31 protein-coding genes and 1 tRNA gene are annotated in these 20183 nt (G+C 67.0%); 6 read left to right on the top strand and 26 right to left on the bottom strand.

The annotated features are described in order from the left end of the window. Positions 1-40 precede the first annotated feature (40 nt). The 23 genes from rpsK to rplC form a co-directional block, all read right to left on the bottom strand. On the bottom strand, positions 41-433 hold the full coding sequence (gene rpsK, locus I1E95_RS10480; protein ID WP_006173334.1) for a 30S ribosomal protein S11: 393 nt from the start codon (positions 431-433) through the stop codon (positions 41-43). A 67-nt stretch (positions 434-500) separates the two neighbouring features. Continuing rightward, entirely contained in the window at positions 501-866 is a 366-nt protein-coding gene (gene rpsM / locus I1E95_RS10485) for a 30S ribosomal protein S13 (protein ID WP_197162115.1), read from the bottom strand. Positions 867-961: 95 nt separating this feature from the next. Beyond that, a complete protein-coding gene (gene rpmJ / locus I1E95_RS10490; protein WP_006173336.1) occupies positions 962-1075 on the bottom strand; it encodes a 50S ribosomal protein L36 in 114 nt (37 codons plus the stop codon). Positions 1076-1111: 36 nt separating this feature from the next. Next, positions 1112-1669 (bottom strand): adenylate kinase, encoded by a 558-nt coding sequence (locus tag I1E95_RS10495; protein ID WP_197162117.1) that lies wholly within the window; start codon positions 1667-1669, stop codon positions 1112-1114. A 43-nt stretch (positions 1670-1712) separates the two neighbouring features. Beyond that, a complete protein-coding gene (secY, locus tag I1E95_RS10500) occupies positions 1713-3029 on the bottom strand; it encodes a preprotein translocase subunit SecY (protein WP_197162119.1) in 1317 nt (438 codons plus the stop codon). Between the two features lie 133 nt (positions 3030-3162). Next, entirely contained in the window at positions 3163-3615 is a 453-nt protein-coding gene (rplO, locus tag I1E95_RS10505; RefSeq protein WP_197162121.1) for a 50S ribosomal protein L15, read from the bottom strand. Between the two features lie 5 nt (positions 3616-3620). After that, a complete protein-coding gene (gene rpsE, locus I1E95_RS10510) occupies positions 3621-4283 on the bottom strand; it encodes a 30S ribosomal protein S5 (RefSeq protein WP_197162123.1) in 663 nt (220 codons plus the stop codon). Between the two features lie 13 nt (positions 4284-4296). Beyond that, a complete protein-coding gene (gene rplR, locus I1E95_RS10515) occupies positions 4297-4662 on the bottom strand; it encodes a 50S ribosomal protein L18 (protein WP_006173341.1) in 366 nt (121 codons plus the stop codon). 32 nt (positions 4663-4694) lie between these two features. Beyond that, the gene (rplF, locus tag I1E95_RS10520; protein ID WP_006173342.1) at positions 4695-5234 is read right to left on the bottom strand and encodes a 50S ribosomal protein L6; all 540 of its coding nucleotides are present in this window, start codon (positions 5232-5234) and stop codon (positions 4695-4697) included. 15 nt (positions 5235-5249) lie between these two features. Next, complete coding sequence (rpsH, locus tag I1E95_RS10525) at positions 5250-5651, bottom strand: 30S ribosomal protein S8 (protein WP_006173343.1); 402 nt, start codon at positions 5649-5651, stop codon at positions 5250-5252. 20 nt (positions 5652-5671) lie between these two features. Further along, positions 5672-6211, bottom strand: a complete 540-nt coding sequence (gene rplE / locus I1E95_RS10530; RefSeq protein ID WP_006173344.1) for a 50S ribosomal protein L5 — start codon at positions 6209-6211, stop codon at positions 5672-5674. A gap of 84 nt (positions 6212-6295) precedes the next feature. Continuing rightward, positions 6296-6652, bottom strand: coding sequence for a 50S ribosomal protein L24 (gene rplX / locus I1E95_RS10535; protein ID WP_197162125.1), 357 nt, complete (start codon positions 6650-6652; stop codon positions 6296-6298). Position 6653: 1 nt separating this feature from the next. Beyond that, on the bottom strand, positions 6654-7019 hold the full coding sequence (gene rplN / locus I1E95_RS10540) for a 50S ribosomal protein L14 (RefSeq protein ID WP_015109410.1): 366 nt from the start codon (positions 7017-7019) through the stop codon (positions 6654-6656). Between the two features lie 12 nt (positions 7020-7031). Further along, a complete protein-coding gene (gene rpsQ, locus I1E95_RS10545) occupies positions 7032-7283 on the bottom strand; it encodes a 30S ribosomal protein S17 (RefSeq protein WP_006173347.1) in 252 nt (83 codons plus the stop codon). Between the two features lie 17 nt (positions 7284-7300). Then, positions 7301-7516 (bottom strand): 50S ribosomal protein L29, encoded by a 216-nt coding sequence (gene rpmC / locus I1E95_RS10550; protein WP_006173348.1) that lies wholly within the window; start codon positions 7514-7516, stop codon positions 7301-7303. Between the two features lie 4 nt (positions 7517-7520). Next, entirely contained in the window at positions 7521-7982 is a 462-nt protein-coding gene (gene rplP / locus I1E95_RS10555) for a 50S ribosomal protein L16 (RefSeq protein ID WP_197162127.1), read from the bottom strand. Positions 7983-7998: 16 nt separating this feature from the next. Next, positions 7999-8727 carry a 30S ribosomal protein S3 gene (rpsC, locus tag I1E95_RS10560; protein ID WP_197162129.1) on the bottom strand — a complete coding sequence of 243 codons (729 nt, stop codon included), beginning with the start codon at positions 8725-8727 and terminating at the stop codon, positions 7999-8001. A gap of 19 nt (positions 8728-8746) precedes the next feature. Beyond that, complete coding sequence (gene rplV, locus I1E95_RS10565; RefSeq protein ID WP_197162137.1) at positions 8747-9106, bottom strand: 50S ribosomal protein L22; 360 nt, start codon at positions 9104-9106, stop codon at positions 8747-8749. A 13-nt stretch (positions 9107-9119) separates the two neighbouring features. Beyond that, positions 9120-9395, bottom strand: a complete 276-nt coding sequence (gene rpsS / locus I1E95_RS10570) for a 30S ribosomal protein S19 (protein WP_006173352.1) — start codon at positions 9393-9395, stop codon at positions 9120-9122. Positions 9396-9430: 35 nt separating this feature from the next. After that, positions 9431-10294 carry a 50S ribosomal protein L2 gene (gene rplB / locus I1E95_RS10575; RefSeq protein WP_006173353.1) on the bottom strand — a complete coding sequence of 288 codons (864 nt, stop codon included), beginning with the start codon at positions 10292-10294 and terminating at the stop codon, positions 9431-9433. Positions 10295-10309: 15 nt separating this feature from the next. Beyond that, on the bottom strand, positions 10310-10612 hold the full coding sequence (locus I1E95_RS10580) for a 50S ribosomal protein L23 (protein ID WP_094555099.1): 303 nt from the start codon (positions 10610-10612) through the stop codon (positions 10310-10312). Further along, positions 10605-11240: a 50S ribosomal protein L4 gene (rplD, locus tag I1E95_RS10585; RefSeq protein WP_197162139.1), complete on the bottom strand. Its 636-nt coding sequence runs from the start codon at positions 11238-11240 to the stop codon at positions 10605-10607. Before rplD ends, I1E95_RS10580 begins: the two co-directional genes overlap by 8 nt. A gap of 11 nt (positions 11241-11251) precedes the next feature. Then, complete coding sequence (rplC, locus tag I1E95_RS10590) at positions 11252-11899, bottom strand: 50S ribosomal protein L3 (RefSeq protein WP_197167402.1); 648 nt, start codon at positions 11897-11899, stop codon at positions 11252-11254. Positions 11900-12313: 414 nt separating this feature from the next. On the opposite strand from rplC, the gene I1E95_RS10595 reads away from it, so the two are divergent. The 6 genes from I1E95_RS10595 (at position 12314) to recA (ending at position 17923) form a co-directional block, all read left to right on the top strand. Next, positions 12314-12775, top strand: a complete 462-nt coding sequence (locus I1E95_RS10595; protein WP_197162141.1) for an NAD(P)H-quinone oxidoreductase subunit N — start codon at positions 12314-12316, stop codon at positions 12773-12775. Then, the gene (locus I1E95_RS10600; protein ID WP_197162143.1) at positions 12765-13820 is read left to right on the top strand and encodes an LdpA C-terminal domain-containing domain; all 1056 of its coding nucleotides are present in this window, start codon (positions 12765-12767) and stop codon (positions 13818-13820) included. Before I1E95_RS10595 ends, I1E95_RS10600 begins: the two co-directional genes overlap by 11 nt. A 26-nt stretch (positions 13821-13846) precedes the next feature. Next, positions 13847-15547, top strand: a complete 1701-nt coding sequence (locus I1E95_RS10605; protein WP_231594567.1) for an AAA family ATPase — start codon at positions 13847-13849, stop codon at positions 15545-15547. Positions 15548-15704: 157 nt separating this feature from the next. Next, positions 15705-15776: transfer RNA gene (locus I1E95_RS10610), tRNA-Gln, on the top strand. Between the two features lie 17 nt (positions 15777-15793). Further along, entirely contained in the window at positions 15794-16543 is a 750-nt protein-coding gene (locus I1E95_RS10615; RefSeq protein WP_197162145.1) for an HAD family hydrolase, read from the top strand. A gap of 180 nt (positions 16544-16723) precedes the next feature. Further along, on the top strand, positions 16724-17923 hold the full coding sequence (gene recA / locus I1E95_RS10620) for a recombinase RecA (protein ID WP_197162147.1): 1200 nt from the start codon (positions 16724-16726) through the stop codon (positions 17921-17923). Between the two features lie 16 nt (positions 17924-17939). Here the strand turns inward: recA and I1E95_RS10625 are convergent, their stop codons facing one another. The 3 genes from I1E95_RS10625 to I1E95_RS10635 all read right to left on the bottom strand — a co-directional run bounded on the left by I1E95_RS10625 (position 17940) and on the right by I1E95_RS10635 (position 20164). Then, the gene (locus tag I1E95_RS10625; RefSeq protein ID WP_197162149.1) at positions 17940-18320 is read right to left on the bottom strand and encodes a DUF1815 family protein; all 381 of its coding nucleotides are present in this window, start codon (positions 18318-18320) and stop codon (positions 17940-17942) included. Positions 18321-18414: 94 nt separating this feature from the next. Next, complete coding sequence (locus I1E95_RS10630) at positions 18415-18660, bottom strand: DUF2839 domain-containing protein (RefSeq protein WP_197162151.1); 246 nt, start codon at positions 18658-18660, stop codon at positions 18415-18417. A gap of 70 nt (positions 18661-18730) precedes the next feature. Beyond that, positions 18731-20164 (bottom strand): helicase, encoded by a 1434-nt coding sequence (locus tag I1E95_RS10635; RefSeq protein ID WP_197162153.1) that lies wholly within the window; start codon positions 20162-20164, stop codon positions 18731-18733. Positions 20165-20183: the final 19 nt, after the last annotated feature.

A 20183-nucleotide genomic window follows, 5' to 3' on the forward strand; every position in this document is an offset into this window, starting at 1 on the left:
TGGTGAAGAGGAACGCCGAGGAGCGGCTGGAAACGGATGCTCAGACCCGGCGGCGCTTGGAGCGGCGGCAGCCGTTGTGGGGCAGGGGGGTGACATCGCGGATCAGGGTGATCTCGAGGCCGGCCACCTGCAGGGCCCGGATAGCGGTTTCACGGCCCGATCCAGGACCGCGCACCAGCACCTCGATCTGACGCATTCCCTGCTCCAGGGCCCGGCGGCCGGCGGCTTCAGCGGCGGTCTGGGCGGCGAAGGGGGTGCCCTTGCGAGCTCCCTTGAAGCCGCTGGCGCCGGCCGACGACCAGGAGATCACCTCACCGGCCGTGTCGGTGATCGACACGATGGTGTTGTTGAAGGTGCTCTGGATGTGTGCCACACCGTTGGGCACATTGCGCTTGGTTTTCTTCGCGCCGGTTTTCTTGGCTGGCTTCGCCATGGACGGGGGCCTGGTGGGGTGGAGGGATGGTGGGGCTGAGCGGCGGAGACGGGCTCAGGCGGGCGGATTACTTCTTCTTGCCGGCCACGGTCTTGCGGGCGCCGCGGCGGGTACGGGCATTGGTGCGGGTGCGTTGACCGCGCACGGGGAGACCCATGCGGTGGCGACGGCCTCTGAGGCAACCGATGTCCTGCAGGCGCTTGAGGGCCATGCCCTCCTGACGGCGCAGGTCGCCTTCAAGGGTGAAGGTTTCTGCCGCTGCCCGCAATTTCTGGACATCACCGTCGTCGAGGTCCTTGACGCGGATGTCGGGGTTGACGCCGGCCTTGGCCAGGATCTTCTGGGCCCGGTTGAGCCCGATCCCATAGACGTATGTGAGAGAAATCTCGACCCTCTTGTCGCGAGGGATATCGACACCGGCAATCCGAGCCACGAAAAAAACGATTCAGTTGGGCAGAGGGAGCCCGGCCAGTGAGGGCAGGGCGGTGCGCCCCGAAGGGCACTGGGGGAGGACGAACGCTGGGCGGGTCAGCCCTGGCGTTGCTTGTGCTTGGGGTTGGTGCAGATCACCATCACCCGGCCGTGGCGACGAATCACGCGGCACTTGTCGCACATCTTCTTGACTGAGGCACGCACCTTCATGGGCGGTGGCTCTCCATTTTGCAAACAGCTAACGTATCACAGGGCTTGACCAAGCTGGTCGCTGATCCTGCCTGCCACCGCCTCCACGGCCCCTTCCGCCTCGACCTCCCGGATCAGGCCCAGCTGGCGGTAGAAGGCGATCAGGGGTGCCGTCTGCTCTCGGTAGACCTCCAGGCGGTTGCGGATCACCGCTTCGTTGTCGTCGTCGCGTCCGCGGCTGAGCAGCCTCTGCAACAGGATGCCGTCGTCGAGCTCCAGCAGCACCACATGCTCGATCGGCTGGTTCAGCTCCTCGAGCAACTCAGCGAGGGCTTCAGCCTGGGCCAGGTTGCGCGGGAAGCCATCCAGCAACCAGCCGCCGTCGTGGCTGAGCAGGCGTGCCTTGACGATCGCCAGGACCAGGGCATCGCTCACCAGTTCGCCCCGGGCCATCACGGCCTTGGCCTGCGCCCCCAGCTCCGTGCCTGCCTGCACTTCGGCCCGCAACAAGTCGCCGGTCGAGAGGTGGAGAAGATCGCGCTCAGCGGCCAGCAGCTGGGCCTGGGTCCCTTTGCCGGCTCCGGGGGGGCCGAGGAAGAGAAGGCGGTCGGACATGGCGGGATGGGGTGACGGGGATGGGCGCGGCAGTGGGCTGGGGTTACTCCCGCACCATGCCTTCGTAGCGCTGGGAGATCACGTAGGTCTGCACCTGCTTGGCGGTGTCGATGGCAACGCCCACAAGGATCAGCAAGGAGGTGGCCCCCAGACCCTGGAAGGTGCGCACCTGGGTGGCGCCTTCCACGGCCGAGGGGATGATCGCCACCGCTCCGAGGAAGAGACCACCCAGCAGGGTGAGCCGGTTCTGCACCCCGCTCAGGTATTGGGCGGTGGCGGAGCCGGGCCTGACGCCGGGGATGGCCACGCCACCACGCTTGAGGTTGGTGGCGATGTCGATCGGATTGATCGTGAGGGACGCGTAGAAGAGTGAAAACCCGCAGATCAGCGCGAAGAAGATCAGGGCGTAGAGCCAGGGAGTGCTGCTGTTCGGGTTGAGGTAGCCGGACAGCTGGATCAGCCAGGGGGCCCTGGTGATGTTGGCAATCGTCAGGGGCAGGAAGACCACGGCCGAAGCGAAGATGATCGGCATCACGCCGCCGGCGTTGAGCTTGAGCGGGAGGTAGCTCTGGCGGCTGGCGAGGCTGGCCTGCCCCACCTGTCGCTTGGCACTGACGATCGGGATGCGCCGGCTGCCCTCCTGCACGAAAATGATGCCCACGATCGTGACCAGGAAGATCAGCACCAGCACCACGATTCCACCGATGGTGGCCCGATCCCCGCTTTCGGCCAGCTTCACTGTGGAGCCGAGCGCCCTGGGAAGGGTGGCCACGATGTTCACGAAGATCACCAGGGAGGCTCCTTGGCCGATCCCCCGCTCGGTGATCACCTCACTGATCCACATCACCACCATCGCGCCGGTGACCAGCGCCAGGGTGGTCTGGATCACGAACACCGGCACGGGAATCCCTGGGAGGGCGTACTGGCGAAGGATCAGTGCGAAAACGGTGCTTTGCAGCAGACCCCAGCCCAGGGCCACGTAGCGGGTGATCTGGGCGATCTTGCGCCGACCGGCTTCCCCTTCGTTCTTCTGGAGGTCCTCCAGCTGGGGCAGGGCCGCGGTGAGCAGCTGAAGGATGATCGATGCGTTGATGAACGGCAGGATCCCCAGAGCGAACACCCCGAGGGTGGAGATGCCACCGCCGGTGAAGATGTCCAGGAAACCGATCAGCTGGCCGCCCTGCTGGATGAACTGCTGGAAGGCCACCCGATCGATGCCAGGCACGGGGATGTAGATCCCCAGACGCACCAGCAGCAGCAGGCCGAGGGTGGTGAGAACCCGATCCCTCAGTCCTTTGGACTGGATCACCTGGGTGATGATTTCCGCGGCACTGGGGTTACGGCCCCGGCTGACGAGCATGGTGAGAAGGGACGAGGGACGGACTGGCGGGGAAGGGGCAACGACGGCAAAGCCGCCTGCGCATCCGAAGAACGGCGGCAGACGGCTGGTTGCCTGGCGGATCCCTGAAGGACAGGGGTCAGGCCTTGGCCGATCAGTCGATCAGCTCGCAGGTGCCACCGGCCGCCTCGATCTTGGCGCGGGCCGAGGCGGTGAAGGCGGCCGCTTCGACGCTGAGCTTGACGCTCAGGTCACCGCTGCCGAGGATCTTCAAGGGGTGCTTGGGGCTGGTGACCAGGCCGGCGTCCACCAGGGAGTCGAGGGTGACGGTGCTCCCGGCCTCGAGTCCGTCCAACCGGCCCACGTTCAGCACGGTGAAGTGCTTGGGGTTGACCAGGGGAAAATGCTTGAGCTTGGGAAGGCGCCGGTACAGAGGCATCTGACCGCCCTCGAAGCCCGGGCGGGTGGGGCGGCCCGAGCGGGACTTCTGGCCGCGCATGCCGAAGCCGCAGCTGGCGCCCTGGCCGGCTGCGATGCCGCGGCCTTTGCGCAGTTTGCGGCGCCTGGCACCGGTCTGGGGGGTGAGGGTGCTGAGAGAGAGGGTCATGGGGCTCAGGAGTAGATCTGCTCGAGGGAGATGCCCCGTTCCTTGGCCGTCTCCTTGTGGGTGCGCAGAGACTGCAGCGCCTGAATTGTGGCGCGGGCATTGTTGAGGGGGGTCTTGCTGCCGAGGCGCTTGGCCAGCACGTTCTTGATCCCGGCCAGCTCCAGCACCGTCCGGATCGACCCGCCCGCGATCACTCCTGTACCAGGAGCCGCCGGGCGCATCAGGATGCTGGCGGCACCGTCGACACCGCGGCCGTCGGTGGGGATGGAGCTGGTACGGGTCAGGGGCACCTTGACCAGGTGCTTCTTGCCATCGGCCACGCCCTTGCGGACGGCACCGATCACATCACCGGCCTTGCCAACGCCCACACCCACCTGGCCGCGTTCGTTGCCGACCACGACGATGGCGCGGAAGCTCATCTTCTTGCCGCCTTTGACGGTCTTGGAGACGCGGCGGATCTGGACCACCCGCTCCTGCCATTCGGAGTCGCGCTCCTGGCCGCGGCGGCTGTCGCCCCGCCGTCCACCGCCGGCGCCGCGGCGGTCACCACCGCTGCCCCCGCGGTTGCCGCCGCCCCGGCGCTCCTGCTGGCCTTCCGCCGCGGCAGGAACACCGACGGCCGCGGAGGGCACGTCGCTGGATCTGGTCTGTTCGTTGGTTTCGGTCATGGTTGGAGGCGGTTCAGAACTGAAGGCCCGCTTCCCGGGCGGCATCGGCGAGGGCCTTCACCCGGCCGTGGTACAGATTGCCACCGCGGTCGAAGACCACCTGCTGGATGCCCTTGGCGATGGCACGGGTGGCCAGCAGCTGACCAACGGCGACGGAGGCGTCACAGCAGGCGCTGGACTCGAGGCTGCTGCGCAGATCCTTGTCGAGGGTCGATGCCGCACAGAGTGTGGTCTGGGCCGCGTCGTCGATGACCTGGGCGTAGATGTGGTTGTTGGAGCGGAACACGGCCAGCCGGGGACGGTCGGAGGTTCCGTTGAGATGGCGACGCAGACGGCGGTGACGCTTCTGGGTCTGCTGTTTTCTGGAAAGGGTGGACATGGCAGTACAGGGTGGGAACGCTCAGGCAGGCCTCATTTCTTACCGGTCTTGCCGGCCTTGCGCAGGATGCGCTCGCCCGCGTACTTGATGCCCTTGCCCTTGTAGGGCTCGGGCGGGCGGATGGCGCGGATCTTGGCGGCTTCGTTGCCCACCAGCTCCTTGTCGGCCCCGGACACCATCACCTGGGTGGTGCCTTCGACCGTGAAGCTGACGCCCTCGGGAGGGTTGACCTCCACGGGGTGGCTGTAGCCGGCGCTGACCACGAGCTTGCGGCCCTGGACCTGGGCGCGGTAGCCCACGCCGATGATCTCGAGCTTACGGGTGAAGCCCTGGCTCACACCCTCGACCATGTTGGCGACGAGGGTGCGGCAGAGGCCATGGCGCTCCCGGGAACGGCGGCTTCCGTTGGAGGGGGTGACCAGCAGGGTGTTCTCCTGCTGGCTGACCACCACGCCATCGGGCAGGGTGCGGCTGAGCTCACCCTTGGGACCTTTGACCGTGACCGCCAGACCGGCCAAGGTGACGTTCACCTTGTCGGGAATGGGTATCGGTGCTTTACCAATGCGAGACATGGATCGACTCCCTGATCAATAGATGTAGCAAAGCACTTCACCGCCAACGCCCTGCTTACGGGCATCGCGGTCACTCATCACCCCTTTGGAGGTGGAGATGATGGCCACACCGAGGCCACCGAGGACCTTGGGGAGCTGACGGGTGTTCTTGTAGATGCGCAGGCCAGGCTTGCTCACCCGTTGCACCGAGCGGATGGTGGGCTGACGATGCTTGCCGCTGTACTTCAGCTCGAGCACGAGGAAGCGCTCGACGCCTTCTCCCTCCTCGCTGATCTGGGCAATGAATCCCTCGTGCTGCAGCACCTTGGCGATGCTGTGGGAGAGGCGTGAAGCGGGCACCTTGGTGGTCTGGTGCTTCTTCTCACTCGCATTGCGAATGCGGGTGAGCATGTCGGAAATCGGGTCGTGATTGGCCATGGTTGGGATCCGGGGAGGGCTCAGTTGCTGCGGAACGGCATTCCCATCTCGCGGAGGAGGGCCCGGCCCTCTTCGTCGTTGCGGGCGCTGGTCACGATGGTGATGTCCATGCCACGGATGGCGTCGATCTTGTCGTAGGAGATCTCGGGGAAGATGATCTGCTCCCGCACCCCCAGGGTGTAGTTGCCACGCCCGTCGAAGCTCTTGGGGCTGACCCCTCGGAAGTCGCGGATGCGTGGCAGGGCCAGGTTGATCAGGCGCTCCAGGAAGGCATACATCCGATCTCCCCGAAGGGTGACGGCCACGCCGATCGGCATGCCCTGGCGAATCTTGAAGCCGGCGATGGCTTTCTTGGCGCGAGTCACCACCACCTTCTGTCCGGTGATCGTGGCCAGCTCGCTGATCGAGGCTTCAAGGGCCTTGGCGTTCTGGGCGGCTTCGCCAAGTCCCCTGTTGACGGTGACCTTCACCACCTTGGGGACTTCATGGATGTTCGAGAGGGTGAGATCCTTGAGCAACTTGGGCTGGATCGTCTCCCGATAGCGCTGTTTGAGTGACATGGCGGGGATGGGGGAATGCGCTTCTGGGCGTTGTCAGAAAGCGGACGGGGTTGCGTTCAGCGATGGGAGCGGTCGTCCTTACCCTCAGGCAAGAACTTCACCCGTCTTCTTGAGGCGGCGCTTCTTGGTGCCGTCGGCTTCGACGACGAGCTCCACCCGGCTGGGAACGTTGTTGGCGGTGGAGAACACCATCACGTTGGAGGCGTGGATGGAAGCCTCCTCCGTGAGGATCCGGCCGGATTCACCTTCTTGGGTGGGTTTCATGTGGCGCGTGCGCAGGTTGATGCCCTGCACCACCACGCGGTTCTCGTCGGGAAGGGTGCGCAGGACCTCACCGGTCTTGCCCCTGTCCTTGCCGGCAATCACCTTGACGGTGTCACCCTTGCGGATGCGCATCTTGACCCGTTGAACGGGCCTGGCTTTTGGGGTGGCTGTGGCCATTTCAGATCACCTCCGGGGCGAGAGACACGATTTTGGTGAAGTTGCGCTCCCGCAGTTCGCGGGCAACGGGTCCGAACACCCGGGTGCCTTTGGGGTTGTTGTCGTTACCCAGGATCACGGCTGCGTTGTCGTCGAAGCGGATCGCATTGCCGGTGTCGCGTCGCAGGGTGGCCCTGGTGCGCACCACCACGGCCTTGACCACATCCGACTTCTTGACACCCATGTTGGGCATGGCGTCCTTGACGGCAGCCACGATCACATCACCCACGTGGGCATAGCGACGGTTGGTGCCCAGCACCCGGATGCACTGGATGCGCTTGGCCCCGCTGTTGTCAGCGACGTTGAGGAAAGTTTCCTGCTGAATCATGGTGGGATCTCCTCAGCTCGCGCCGGATGTGGTGAAAACCTCGGCCACGGCCCAGCGCTTGGTGCGGCTGAGGGGACGGGTTTCGGTGATGCGGACCCGATCACCCACGCGACAACGGTTGTCTTCGTCGTGGGCTTTGTAACGGGTGGTGCGGCTGACGGTCTTCTGGTAGATGGGATGGGGGAAGCGGTTTTCAACCGCCACCACCACCGTTTTGTCCATCTTGTCGCTGACGACGACGCCGACCCTTTCCTTGAGTGCCATGGGTGGTGTGGGGGGGATCAGGAGGCGGAGGGGGCGGAGCTCTGACGCTCCTTCTGCACCGTCAGCAGGTGGGCCAGCTTGATGCGGCTTTCCTTGAAGCGGTGGGGGTGCTCCAGGCGGCGGGTGGCCTGCTGGAAGCGCAGATCGAAGAGATCGCGGCGGCAGGCGTTGATCTGTTCGCTGATTTCGGCGTCGGTGAGCTTGCGCACCTCGGCGATGTCAGGACGGGCCATGGGTTCAGGACTCCACAGGAACGGTGGTCTCCGGTTCGACCGCGCTCTCCTGCTCGTCAAGGGCCAGGAACTTGGTCTTGATGGGGAGCTTGTACTGGGCCAGGCGCATGGCCTCCTTGGCAATGGTTTCGGTGATTTCGGCACCGCCCATTTCAAAGAGAATGCGACCTGGCTTGATGACGGCCACCCAGAACTCGGGGTTGCCCTTACCGGAACCCATGCGGGTTTCGGCGGGGCGCATGGTGACGGGCTTGTCGGGGAAGATCCGGATCCAGATCTTTCCTCCCCGCTTGACGTAGCGGGTCATGGCCCGGCGGCTGGCCTCAATCTGGCGGGAGGTGATCCACCCGCATTCCTGGGCCTGCAGCGCAAACTGACCGAAGGCAATGGTGTTGCCCCGGCTGGCGACACCGCACATGCGGCCTCGCTGCTGTTTGCGGAATTTGACGCGACGTGGACTCAGCATGGTTCAGGCTTCCTGCTCACTCCTCGTTGGAGCGGTCTTCGAACTGTTGGGGCCGGCGATTGGCACGGCGCCGTGGTGCTGCCCCGACCGGGAGTTTTTCCTGTTGACCAGGAAGCACTTCACCTTTGAACACCCACACCTTGATACCCAGCACCCCGTAGGTGGTGGTGGCCACCTTGGTGGCGTAGTCGATGTCGGCGCGGAGGGTGTGCAGCGGAACCCGGCCTTCCCGGGTCCATTCGGTCCGGGCGATTTCGGCGCCGTTGAGACGCCCGCTCACCTGGATCTTGAGACCGAGCACACCGGCCCGTTGGGCCCGCTGCACGGTCATGCGCATGACCCGGCGGAACGCCACCCGCTTCTCCAGCTGCTGGGCGATGTACTCGGCCAGCAGGAAGGCGTCGGCGTCGACCCGCTCCACTTCCACCACATTGATGCGTACCTGGCGGTTGCGATCACCGACGGTTTTCTGAATTCCGGCGCGCAGTTCCTCGATGCCGCTGCCCTGGCGTCCAACCAGCACACCGGGTCGGGCCGTCTTGAGCTCGACCTCCAGCTGATCAGCCTTGCGGGCGATCAGCACATCGCTGATACCGGCTGAGGCGTACTTCTTGTGAATGAAGCAGCGAATCCGGTCGTCCTCCTGGAGGAGGGTCGGATAGGTCTTGCTGGGGGCATACCAACGGGAGCGGTGTTCCTGGGTGATCCCCAGGCGCAGGCCGGTTGGATGGATCTTGTGTCCCATCGGGCGGTGTCCTCGGGGGTCAGGCGGAAGGAGCCACAGCAATGCTGATGTGGCAGGTTTGCTTTTTGATGGCGTAGGCACGGCCCTGGGCCCGTGGCCGGAAGCGCTTCAGGGATGGACCCATGTCGGCGCTGGCGGTGCTGATCACGAGTGACGCTGGGTCGAGACCCATGTTGTGCTCGGCGTTGGCCACGGCGGAACGGAGCACCTTGGTGATCGGTCCGGTCGAGCGGTAAGGCATGAACTCGAGCAGAATCAGCGCCTCGCGGTAGGTGCGGCCGCGGATCTGATCGAGTACCCGGCGCACCTTGGACACGGAACCGCGGATGTAGCGGCCGTGGGCGCGGGCTTCTTGGCTGGGGGTGGTGGTGTTGGCCATGGTGATTCGCTCCTTAACGGGCACCTTTCTTGTCTTTGATGTGGCCCCGGAAGGTGCGGGTGGGGGCGAATTCCCCCAGCTTGTGGCCCACCATCTGCTCGGTCACGTAGACCGGCACGTGGCTCTTGCCGTTGTGAACGGCAATGGTGTGGCCGATCATCATCGGCAGGATGGTGGAGGCCCGTGACCAGGTCTTGATCACGGTCTTGTCACCAGCGCTGTTCTGCGCTTCGACCTTGCGCAGAAGATGGTCGGCGACAAAGGGTCCTTTTTTGAGTGAACGTCCCATAACGAATCAGGCAGACAGCATTGCGGTGTTGAGCATCAGGAATCCCGTCCGCCACGGCTCCGCTTGGAGGTGCGGCGACGCTTCCGCAGCACAAACCGATTGCTGGGCTTGTTGCGTTTGCGGGTTTTCAGGCCCAGAGCGGGTTTGCCCCAGGGGGTGACAGGGCCGGAGCGGCCGATCGGAGCCCGGCCTTCACCACCACCGTGGGGGTGATCGCAGGGGTTCATCACACTGCCGCGCACCTGGGGACGGCGCCCGAGCCAGCGGGTGCGGCCGGCCTTGCCGAGGCTGGTGTTGCGGACTTCGGCGTTGCCCACTTCGCCCAGGGTGGCGAAACACTCACGACGCACCAGCCGAACCTCGGTGGAGGGCAGCTTGAGAGCGACATAGTCACCTTCCTTGGCCATCACCTGGGCGCTGGCTCCGGCGGTGCGCACCATCTGGCCACCGCGGCCGGCGTACAGCTCGACGTTGTGGACGCTGGAGCCGAGGGGAATGGCCGAAAGCGGCAGGGCATTGCCCACTTCGATCGGGGCCTCGGGCCCTGAGACGACCGTCTGGCCCACCGTGATTCCAGCGGGAGCGAGGATGTAGCGCTTCTCACCGTCGGTGTAGAAGAGCAGGGCCAGCCGCGCATTGCGGTGGGGGTCGTAGTGGATGGCGGCCACGCGGGCGACCACCCCGGTCTTGTCGCGACGGAAGTCGACGAGCCGGTAGAGGCGCTTGTGGCCGCCGCCGCGGTGGCGGCAGGTGATCACACCGCGGTTGTTGCGACCTTTCTGGCGGTGTTTGGCCACCACCAGTGAACGCTCGGGACGGCGCTCGGTGACTTCACTGAAGTCGCTGGAGGAGCGGCCGCGGGTGCCGGGGGTGTAGGGGCGGTAGTTGCGGATTGCCATAACGATTCAGACCCCTCAGGCCTCTGGGAACAACTGGATGGCATCGCCAGGGGCGAGCCGCACCACGGCCTTCTTCACCTGGGCGCGCTTGCCGGCGAAACGGCCGACCCGCCGACTGCGACGGGGGGGATTCATGGTGCTCACCCCGACCACATGGACATCGAACAGATGTTCGACGGCGGCCTTGATGTCGGGTTTGGCGGCCCGGGGATCCACTTCGAACGTGTACTGGTTGAGTTCCAGGGCACGGGTGGCTTTTTCGGTAATCAGCGGCTTGCGGATCACGTCCGCGAGCCGGCCATTGAAACGTTCAGTCATCGCCGTAGATCTCCTGAATCTTCGCCAGTGCCTCTTCGCTCAACACCAGCACATTGGCGTGGAGCAGGTCGAACACATTGAGCTGATCAGCGGCGATCAGCTTCACCTTTTCAAGGTTCCGCACCGAGCGGCGCACCACGTCGCCGGGGGCATCGAGCACCAGCAGCACCTTGCTGCCGGCCGGCACGTCCCAGCGATCGAGGGCCGCCACGATCTCCTTGGTTTTGGGGACCTCAAGATCGGCGGCGAAGCCCTTCACCACCACGATGTCGGCGGCGCGGCTGATCAGCGCGGTGCGCAGGGCCAGACGACGTTCCTTGCGGTTCATCGCCAGGGTGTAGCTGCGGGGCTTGGGCCCGAAGATCACACCACCACCTGGGCGCAGCGGGGTGCGGATCGAGCCCTGCCGTGCCCGGCCGGTGCCTTTCTGCTTGTAGGGCTTGCGACCACCACCGCGGACCTCGGCCCGGGTGAGGGTGCTGGCGGTGCCCTGGCGGGCGTTGGCCAGCTGCCTGACCACCGCCCTGTGCACCAGGTCGGCTGCGGAGGATTCCTTGGCGACCTTCAGGTCAAGGCTGGCCTTGCCGGCCTCCTTGCCCTGCCAATCGCGAACAACACAATTCACCATCTGATTTCTCCTCAGTTCGCGGCCTTGGCGCCGACCCGCAGGGCGGGTCGGATGCTGAGCAGGGTGCCGGGCTTGCCAGGCACCGACCCCTTCACCACCAGCAGGTTGCGCTCTTGGTCCACCTTGAGGATGGTGAGGCCGCGGGTGGTGATCTGCTTGCCGCCGTAGCGGCCCGCCATGCGCTTGCCCGGATAGACGCGGCCAGGCGTGGTGCCGGCGCCTGTGGAACCGGGTTCGCGGTGATTCTTGGAGCCGTGGCTCATCGGACCGCGGCTGAAGCCATGACGCTTCTGGTAACCGGAGAACCCCCGGCCGACCGTGTCGCCGCTCACGTCCACCTTCTGTCCGGCTTCGAAGGCCTCGACAGTGATGGAGGCACCGAGCTCAAGCCCATCAAGGGACTCGAGGCGGTATTCCTGCAGGTGACGCAACAGCTCGTCCCCGGACTTGGCCAGGTGACCGGCCGCGGGTTTGTTCACGAGCTTGTCGCGGGTCTCGCCGAAGCCGATCTGAGCGGCGCTGTAGCCGTCAGTGGCGGGAGTCTTGAGTTGGGTGATGCGGCAAGGGCCCGCCTCGATCACGGTGACCGGGATGGATTTGCCGTTGGGGTCGAAGAACTGAGACATGCCCAGTTTCTTCCCAAGGATGCCGAAGGACATAGGAGGGAGAAACGCCAGCAGGACAGAGGCGCGCACGAGGGTGCGAACCACTTGAAACTGAATCGTGCAGACGCGCTGGGCCAGGAACCTGGCTCCGAATCGACCGGGAGGCAGGACCTCCTGGGGCGGTTTCGGTTGGGCTAGCGGTTGGCGAGACAGTTGGCTGGGACTTGTCCGCACCTGCAGGGCAGGGTGGCAGTATCCCGGCGGCTGGGCGTTGCGCGGAGTGAACCGGCAAGCCTGACCGCACCGGCCAGAAGAGATCGTCGACAGCGACGATCCCGTGCAGTGGTCCGGAGGCCCGGCTAGCGGTCGGGCGCAGATCAGATGCACAAGCGACCACCATACCCCACGGCCTCCACCCACCCCCCTGACTCCCTGTCAGACTGCCCGCACCAGTTCTGAAGCCGCCCCATGCCTCTGCTGCTCTCCGGTCGTCGCTTCCGTCAGGATCTGGAGAAGGCCGGCGCCCTGGCCCTCTACGCCCCCCTGGAAGGAGGTGCTGAGACCCGTCTGCTGCGGCGCCTGCGTGCGGCCGGCTACGGAGCCCAGATCACTTCGGCCCGGGGTCTGGGCGACCCCGAGGCCTTCCTGTTTCAGAGCCACGGGGTTCGGCCGCCTCACCTCGGCCACCACAGTGTCGGTCGAGGGGCCGCCGTTGGCGAGGTGCAACGGGTGATGCCCCAGTTGGGGGCCCTGCTGGAGGGCGTCAGGCCGATGGTGTTGTGGCTGCTGGAAGCTCAGGTGCTCTCGTCGGCCGAGCTTCAGTCGCTCTGCGCGCTCACCAGGCGCGAGCCCCGGCTGAAGATCGTGGCGGAGCTGGGCGGCTCCCGCAGCCTGCGCTGGACGCCCCTGGAGCAGATGGTTGCCGCCTGAGCAGGCTCTGGCCTGTGGTCGCTGGGTCAAGTTGATCTGCGGGGCCAGCAACCAGGACCTCGCCTCCATCGAAGATCTCTGCGGCCTCTATGCCCTCGCAGGAGTCCACTGCATCGACATGGCCGCCGATGAAGCCGTGGTGGCCGCTGCCCGCCGAGGTCTGCGCTGGGCCCTCGCTCAGCGCCCTCAGCTGCGTCTCCCCTGGCTGATGCTCAGCCTCAGTGACGGCGAGGATCCCCACTTCCGCAAAGCCTGGTTTGACCCCAGCCGCTGTCCGGCGGACTGCCCCAGGCCCTGCGCCCGCGTCTGTCCGGCCGAGGCGATCCCGCCCGGAACCGGCGTGATCAGAGAGCGCTGCTATGGCTGTGGCCGCTGCCTGCCCGCCTGTCCCCACGGGCTGATCGAGGCCCAGACCCATGGGCTCGAGGATGCGGCCGTACCGGAGCTTCTCGCCCGCCTGCGCCCGGATGCCGTGGAGATCCACACCGGTCTGGGCCGGGGAGAGGCCTTCGCCCGCAGGCTGGAGCAGGTGGTGGCCTCGGGCCTGCCCTTGCGGCGTCTGGCCGTGAGTTGTGGCCTCGAGGCCGGTGCCGGTGCTGGCGGGGCCCACCCCGGTGCGACCCCGGCGGCTCTGGCCAGAGAGCTCTGGCAGCGGTTCGTCCTGCTGCGCCGCCATCGCTTCCGGCCCCTCTGGCAACTCGATGGCCGCCCGATGAGCGGGGATGTGGGCGATGGCACGGCCCATGCCGCCGTGAACCTGCTGCTCGCCCTGCGCCAGCAGGCCCCCCCGGGACCTCTGCAACTGGCTGGCGGTACCAACGGCCGCAGCCTGGAGCTGCTGCGCCAGCGCAGCGGCGGCTCCCGGATGGCCCGCAGGGCCGCCGCCGGGGTGGCCTTCGGTGGCCTGGCCCGCCGCCGGCTCTCCCCCCTGGTGCTGGAGGCGGAGAGTCGCGGCCGGCGTCTGCTCGATGAACCGGCCCTCTGGCCCAGGGCCCTGGCGCTGGCGCAGGAACTCGTCTCACCCTGGCTGGCCGCCGATGGCTAGAACGTCGAAGCAGAGGGGCCATGTCCATGCCCAGTCCAAGCGTTGCCTCCATTGCCGACGCTGCCCGGCCGATCACGCCCCAGCGGATCACCGACGATCTCGACCGTCTGCTGGAAGTGCTGCCCGAGCGGGTGGGTGAAGCGCTGGCGAGCCCCTTCAGCCGTGAGCAGCTGCTGGAGGTGGTGCTCGACCTGGGCCGTGCCCCAGAAGCGCGCTACCCGGGCCGTGCCCAGCTGCTGGACCAGCGGCCCATTGACCGGGCCGATCTGGCGGCGGTGGTGCAACGGCTCGGGTCCTTCGGTGGCGATAACCGGGCCGGCATCGAGCGCACCCTCCACCGCATCAGTGCGATCCGCAACCGCGGCGGGGAGGTGGTCGGACTCACCTGCCGGGTCGGCCGGGCGGTCTTCGGCACGGTGGCGATGGTGCGCGACCTGCTCGACAGCGGCCAGTCACTGCTGCTGATGGGCCGCCCCGGTGTGGGCAAGACCACGGCCCTGCGGGAGATCGCCCGGGTCCTGGCCGATGACCTGGAGCGCCGTGTGGTGGTGATCGACACCAGCAACGAGATCGCCGGGGATGGCGATATCCCCCATCCCGCCATCGGCCGGGCCCGGCGCATGCAGGTGGCACGGCCTGAGCACCAGCACCAGGTGATGATCGAGGCGGTCGAGAACCACATGCCCGAGGTCATCGTGATCGATGAGATCGGCACCGAACTCGAGGCCCAGGCCGCCCGCACCATTGCCGAGCGCGGCGTGATGCTGGTGGCCACGGCCCACGGCAACGAGCTGGCCAACCTGATCAAGAATCCCACCCTGGCGGATCTGATCGGGGGCATTCAGTCGGTCACCCTGGGGGATGAGGAGGCCCGCCGGCGCGGCTCCCAGAAGACGGTGCTGGAGCGCTGCTCCGACCCCACCTTCCCCCTGGCGGTGGAGATGCACAGCCGCAGCCGCTGGCTGGTGCACCGCGATGTGGCCCGCACTGTCGACCAGCAGCTGCGGGGTCAGCCGGTCCGACCTCAGGTCCGCGAACTGGGCAGCGACGGCCTCCTGCGCCTCAATGATCCCGAGCCCGGTCCTGCTTCCCCCCGGATGCCGCGACGTGGTCTGGTGGCGGCCGGGGATCGGCCTCCCCCAGGGCCGTCCCTGGCGCCGGTTCCGCTGCCCGACCCGGAGCTGCTTCCGCCCCATCGCCGTTCGGCACCACCGGCTCCTGCGGCCCCGCCCCTGCGCCTCTACTGCTGTGGGGTCAGCCCCCAGTTGCTGGAGCAGGTGGTGCGCAGCCGCCAGCTGCCGGTGGAGCGCGCCAGCCTGGTGGAGGACGCCGATGCGGTGCTCAGCCTGCGTCAGCAGCTGGGCCGTGAACCCCAGGTGCGCAGCCAGGCCCTTGAGCGGCATGTGCCCATCCTGGTGATCAAGGCCGACACCCTTCCCCAGATCCAGCGGGGTGTGGAGCGACTGTTGCGTCGTCGCGGTGGTGACGGGGACAGGGAAGCAGGCGCCACGGGCCCTGCCAGCGCCCCCGATGACGCCCATGGCGCCATGGAGGAATGCCGTCTGGCGGTGGAGCAGGTGGTGCTTCCCCAGGGGCGGCCGGTGGAGCTCCTGCCCCGCAGTCCGTCGGTGCGCCGCATCCAGGCCGATCAGGTGAACGGGTACGGGCTGCGCAGTGCCGAATTCGGCAGCGGCGACCAGCAGCGGCTGCGGGTCTTTCCCCCCTGAATCGCTCCGAGCGGGGGCAGGCGGTTCGCCTCGGCCACCCAGAGATTGACGAAGGACGTCCCGCTGTGGGTAACTATCAGGGCAACCGGTCAAGCGCCCGACCAACCCGGATCCAACCGCATGGATCGCCTGGGTTTGTAGGCCGCCGCTGGAGCTTTGGGCCGTCGCCAAGTGGTAAGGCAGCGGGTTTTGGTCCCGCCATTCCTAGGTTCGAATCCTAGCGGCCCAGTTCTGAGAGATCCCTGCGTGACCCCCAGCCCTCTGCTGGTGTTCGATTTTGATGGTGTCCTCGTCGACGGCATGGCGGAGTACTGGTGGGCGGCCCGCCAGGCGGCCCAGAGGCTGCGGCCGGATCTCAACCTGCCCGAGCAGGCGCCCGCCGCGTTCGTCCGGTTGCGCCCGCTGATCCACAAGGGCTGGGAGATGGTCCTGGTGGCCGCGGAGCTGGCCCGCAGCTCCAGTCAGCTCACCGCTCCGGGGGTGGCCTACGACCAGTCCCTGGCTGCGGCGCTGGCGCACTGGGGCTGGAGTCCCGAGACCTTGCAGGCCGGCCTTGAAGCGGTGCGTCGGGAGGCCATTGCGGCCGATCGTCACCACTGGCTGGCCCTGCATCGCCCCTATCCCCACGTCCCGCAGCGGCTGCGGGCCCTGGCGGCCGAGGGGGCCGACTGGGCCGTGCTCACCACCAAGGGCGGTGCCTTCGCCCGGGAGCTGCTGGAGGCCCAGGGCCTCACCCCTCTGCACACCTACGGCCACGAGGATGGGAGCAAGCCCGAGGTGCTGCTGCGCCTGTGTGCCATGCAGCGGCCGCTCTGGTTCATCGAGGACCGCCGACCCACCCTCGAGGCGGTGCGCGCCACGGCCGGACTGGAGGCGGTGCGCTGCTTCCTGGTGAGTTGGGGCTATCTGGGGCCCCACGACCTGATCGACCTGCCCGAGGGCCTGGCCCTGCTGGAGCCGGCGACCTTCTCGGCCCCCTTGGCGGCGTGGCCCTGATCCGCTAGCGTACGCCTGTACTAATTCTGGGTTGCCCGGCGCCAGGTGGCGCTGCCGCTGTTTCGCCACCGCCTTGATACATGCAGCGGCTTTGGTGGCACCTGTAGCTCTGAGGCCGCACGGCGACATCCCCACCCAGGGTCCGTCCCTTCCGGTCCATTCCTTCGTTCTCTTCTGACCATGCCTGCCGACTCCAAGAGCACCGACCTCAGGGCTGCCCAGCCCCGCTCCTCGAGCGCAACGGCGGCCGGGGCGGCCGAGCGCGACAAGGCCCTCAACCTCGTCCTGGGCCAGATCGAGCGCAACTTCGGCAAGGGCTCCATCATGCGCCTGGGGGATGCCTCCCGGATGCGGGTGGAAACCATGCCCACCGGTGCCCTCACCCTGGATCTGGCCCTGGGCGGCGGGTATCCCAAGGGCCGGGTGGTGGAGGTCTATGGGCCGGAGAGTTCCGGCAAGACCACCCTCACCCTCCATGCCATCGCCGAGGCGCAGCGCCGCGGCGGTGTGGCCGCCTTCGTGGATGCCGAGCATGCGCTCGATCCGGTCTACGCCGCGGCTCTGGGGGTCGATGTGGAGAACCTGCTGGTTTCCCAGCCCGACACCGGTGAAATGGCCCTGGAGATCGTTGATCAGCTGGTGCGCTCCGCCGCGGTCGACATCGTTGTGGTCGACTCGGTCGCAGCCCTGACTCCCCGCGCCGAGATCGAGGGGGAGATGGGGGACCTTGCGGTGGGCAGCCAGGCACGGCTGATGAGCCAGGCGATGCGCAAGATCACCGGCAATATCGGCAAGTCTGGCTGCACGGTGATCTTCCTCAACCAGCTGCGTCAGAAAATCGGCGTCACCTACGGCAATCCCGAAACCACCACTGGCGGCAACGCCCTCAAGTTTTATGCCTCGGTGCGGCTCGACATCCGCCGCATTCAGACCCTCAAGCGCGGCACAGAGGAATACGGCATTCGCGCCAAGGTCAAGGTGGCGAAGAACAAGGTGGCGCCGCCCTTTCGCATCGCTGAGTTCGACATTCTTTTCGGTCGTGGCATCAGCACCCTGGGCTGTGTGATCGATCTGGCGGAGGAAACCGGTGTGGTGATCCGCAAAGGTGCCTGGTACAGCTACGGCGGGGACAACATCGGTCAGGGCCGCGACAACACGATCAACTGGCTGGAGCAGAACCCGGAGCAGAAGGAGCAGATCGAGGCCGAGGTTCGGCGGAGGCTCACTGAGGGAGCTGATGTGACGGCCAATTCGCTCAAGCCACTGGCGGCAGCTGCCGCCAAGCTGGCCGCCAGCAGTTCCGCCGCTTCGTCGGCATCGGAATCAGGCGAGTCAGTGCTGGACTCCGAGGCTGCCTCTCTGGAATCTGCCGCCAGCTGAGATCAGCTCAGCGGGCTCAGATCAGAGGCGCTTCCAGTCTGCTGGCCTCGGGCTCGTGCCCGGGGGCAGTAGGACCTCGCGCGGGTGGCTGGGCCTGTTGCAGGAAGGTGGCGACCCGCTGAAGTTCCTGGATGGCCTCGGCGCCTTCAAGTTTCACCAGTTCGCAGCCGTTGCGTGATTCCACCCAGCTGATTCCGAAATCGGAGACCAGAAAGCGCACCATGTGGGCATCCCCGAGGTCGGCCACGAAAGAAGCTCCGTGGCCATCACGGCCATCACCGCAGACGTAGCAGGTGGCCACGAGGCCTTTGCGCTGCAGACTGTTGGCCAGGGCCTGCAGGCTCATCACCAGGTCCAGCACCACGGAGCGGTACTGCTCAGCGAGGCGGGGAAACATCGTCCAGCTCAGAATGTGGGTTGATCCTAAGGTTTTCTTCCACTTTCTGCCACGGCTTCAGGCCGGTGTGGTCAAAGGCGCACCGGCCACCCGCTCAATCAGAGAGCGTCCACCAGCCGACGGCCGGCCCGATGAAGCGCACGGTGATCCAGAACAGCACCAGGGCTGCGATTCCCACCCATGCTCCCTGGGTGGAGACCTGAACGAAGCGGTCGGCCTGGTGGCGGGTCAGGGGCAGCCAGGGGGCCAGCCGCGGAGACTGATCCTTGGCCGAACTGGGTTTCTTCTGGGGACCGCGGGGCGGCAATCCCTGGTCCGAGCGGCGTTTGGCCTCTCCCATGCGTCCCGGCGATGTCCTGGCGGCAACCAGGCTACGGGCTCCCCTTCGGCTGGTTGATCCGGGCCGTTGCTCAGAGCGGCAGCAACCTGTTCAGGGCCACCCATGGCTCCAGGGCGCTGAGGACCTGGTGCCCCCAGCTGCGGCTGCGCAGGCGTCCGTCCAGCACCGCCAGCCGCCCCCCGCTCCGGCGCAGCCCCGCCAGCGCCAGCTGGAGACGGGTCATGGCCTCCGGCAGAAGCAGCTCCCGGAACCAGTCGCGGCCGGCCTGGCGCAGCCGGTTGACCCGGGCGGCCGTGAGCGGGTCTTCGAGGCTGGCGATCGGCAGTGGACCGACGATCACCTGGCGCGGCAGGGGCAGTCGACCCTGGTGATCCAGCCACCATTGCCAGCCGCAGCAGATCACCCCATTGCTCTCCGGTGCGGTGGTTTCGTGGCCCACCCGGCGGCCGAACTCCGCCGCCAGGGAGCTGGCGAGGCTGAGCCGCTGGGAGTGTTCATCCACCAGCACGATCGTCAGGCCGCTCTGGCCCAGCACCAGCCTCCGGCTGTGATCGAGCAGATGGGTGCCGAAGTGCGGACTGTTGGGGAAGGGCTGGCCCAGGGGCGCGTACAGGGGCATCGGATCGGAGAGGGGCGGATCCGAGAGGTTCACGCTCACCTGAGGGTTGATGCCGGCCAGGGCGGCACTGCGCCCGAACTGGCCCACCAGCACGGCGCCGCGGTTGTGGAGCAGGCCCTCCATGGCCTCCAGCGGCTCGAGTGGCTGGCGGTGCAGGCGCCACTGCAGCAGCTCCCGGTCGACGCTGGCCCAGCTGGCCCAGCCTGGTCCGACGGCTGACCGCCAGAGTTGCCAGACCTCCGGCAACGGCCCAAGCAGCGCCAGCAGGTGCCGCAGAGGAGCTTCCTCCTCGGGACTGATCGGCACCAGTCCGGAAGGGGTGGCGGGATGAGCGAAGATTCTTCGGCTCATACGCTCATGCAGGACCAGCAGGCTGGGTTCGGCGCTCGGCAACACCCGGCGCAGCCGCTCCCAGTCGCCGATCTCGATCGGACGATCGAGGGCCTGGCGCAACTGCTGGTGCAGCCGTTCGGCCTCCGGAACGACGAGTTGCCGCTCCCCCAGCTGGCCCTGGCGCCAGGCCAGCTCCAGCTCCGCGTGATTGAGCAGCCAGAGGGGGGCCTCGGCGGGGGCGCCGGTGGATCCTTCCCAGCAGGGCAGTTGCAGGCCCACGGCCTTCAGCCTGGGTATCTCCACCTGCTGCAGGCGGCGGCGCAGGGGGTCACTCACCACCAGGGCGATCGCCGCTTCCCCGAGGGCCAGGGGGACCAGCAGCCCCACCAGCCAGTCGGGGTCGCTGCCCGGGGCCAGGCGCACCAGGGTGTGATCGGCGCGCCGCAGGCTGCGTGCCACCAGCCGACTCATGGTCAGGTGGTGCGGCCAGCGGATGCCGCCCTCCTTGAGCAGGAGCTGCTTGAGCTGCTGGTGGGCGCGGGCTTCCAACATCGCGGAATCGTAGGAAGGT

It is taken from the genome of Synechococcus sp. CBW1107, assembly GCF_015841355.1.
Lineage (GTDB): Bacteria > Cyanobacteriota > Cyanobacteriia > PCC-6307 > Cyanobiaceae > Regnicoccus_A.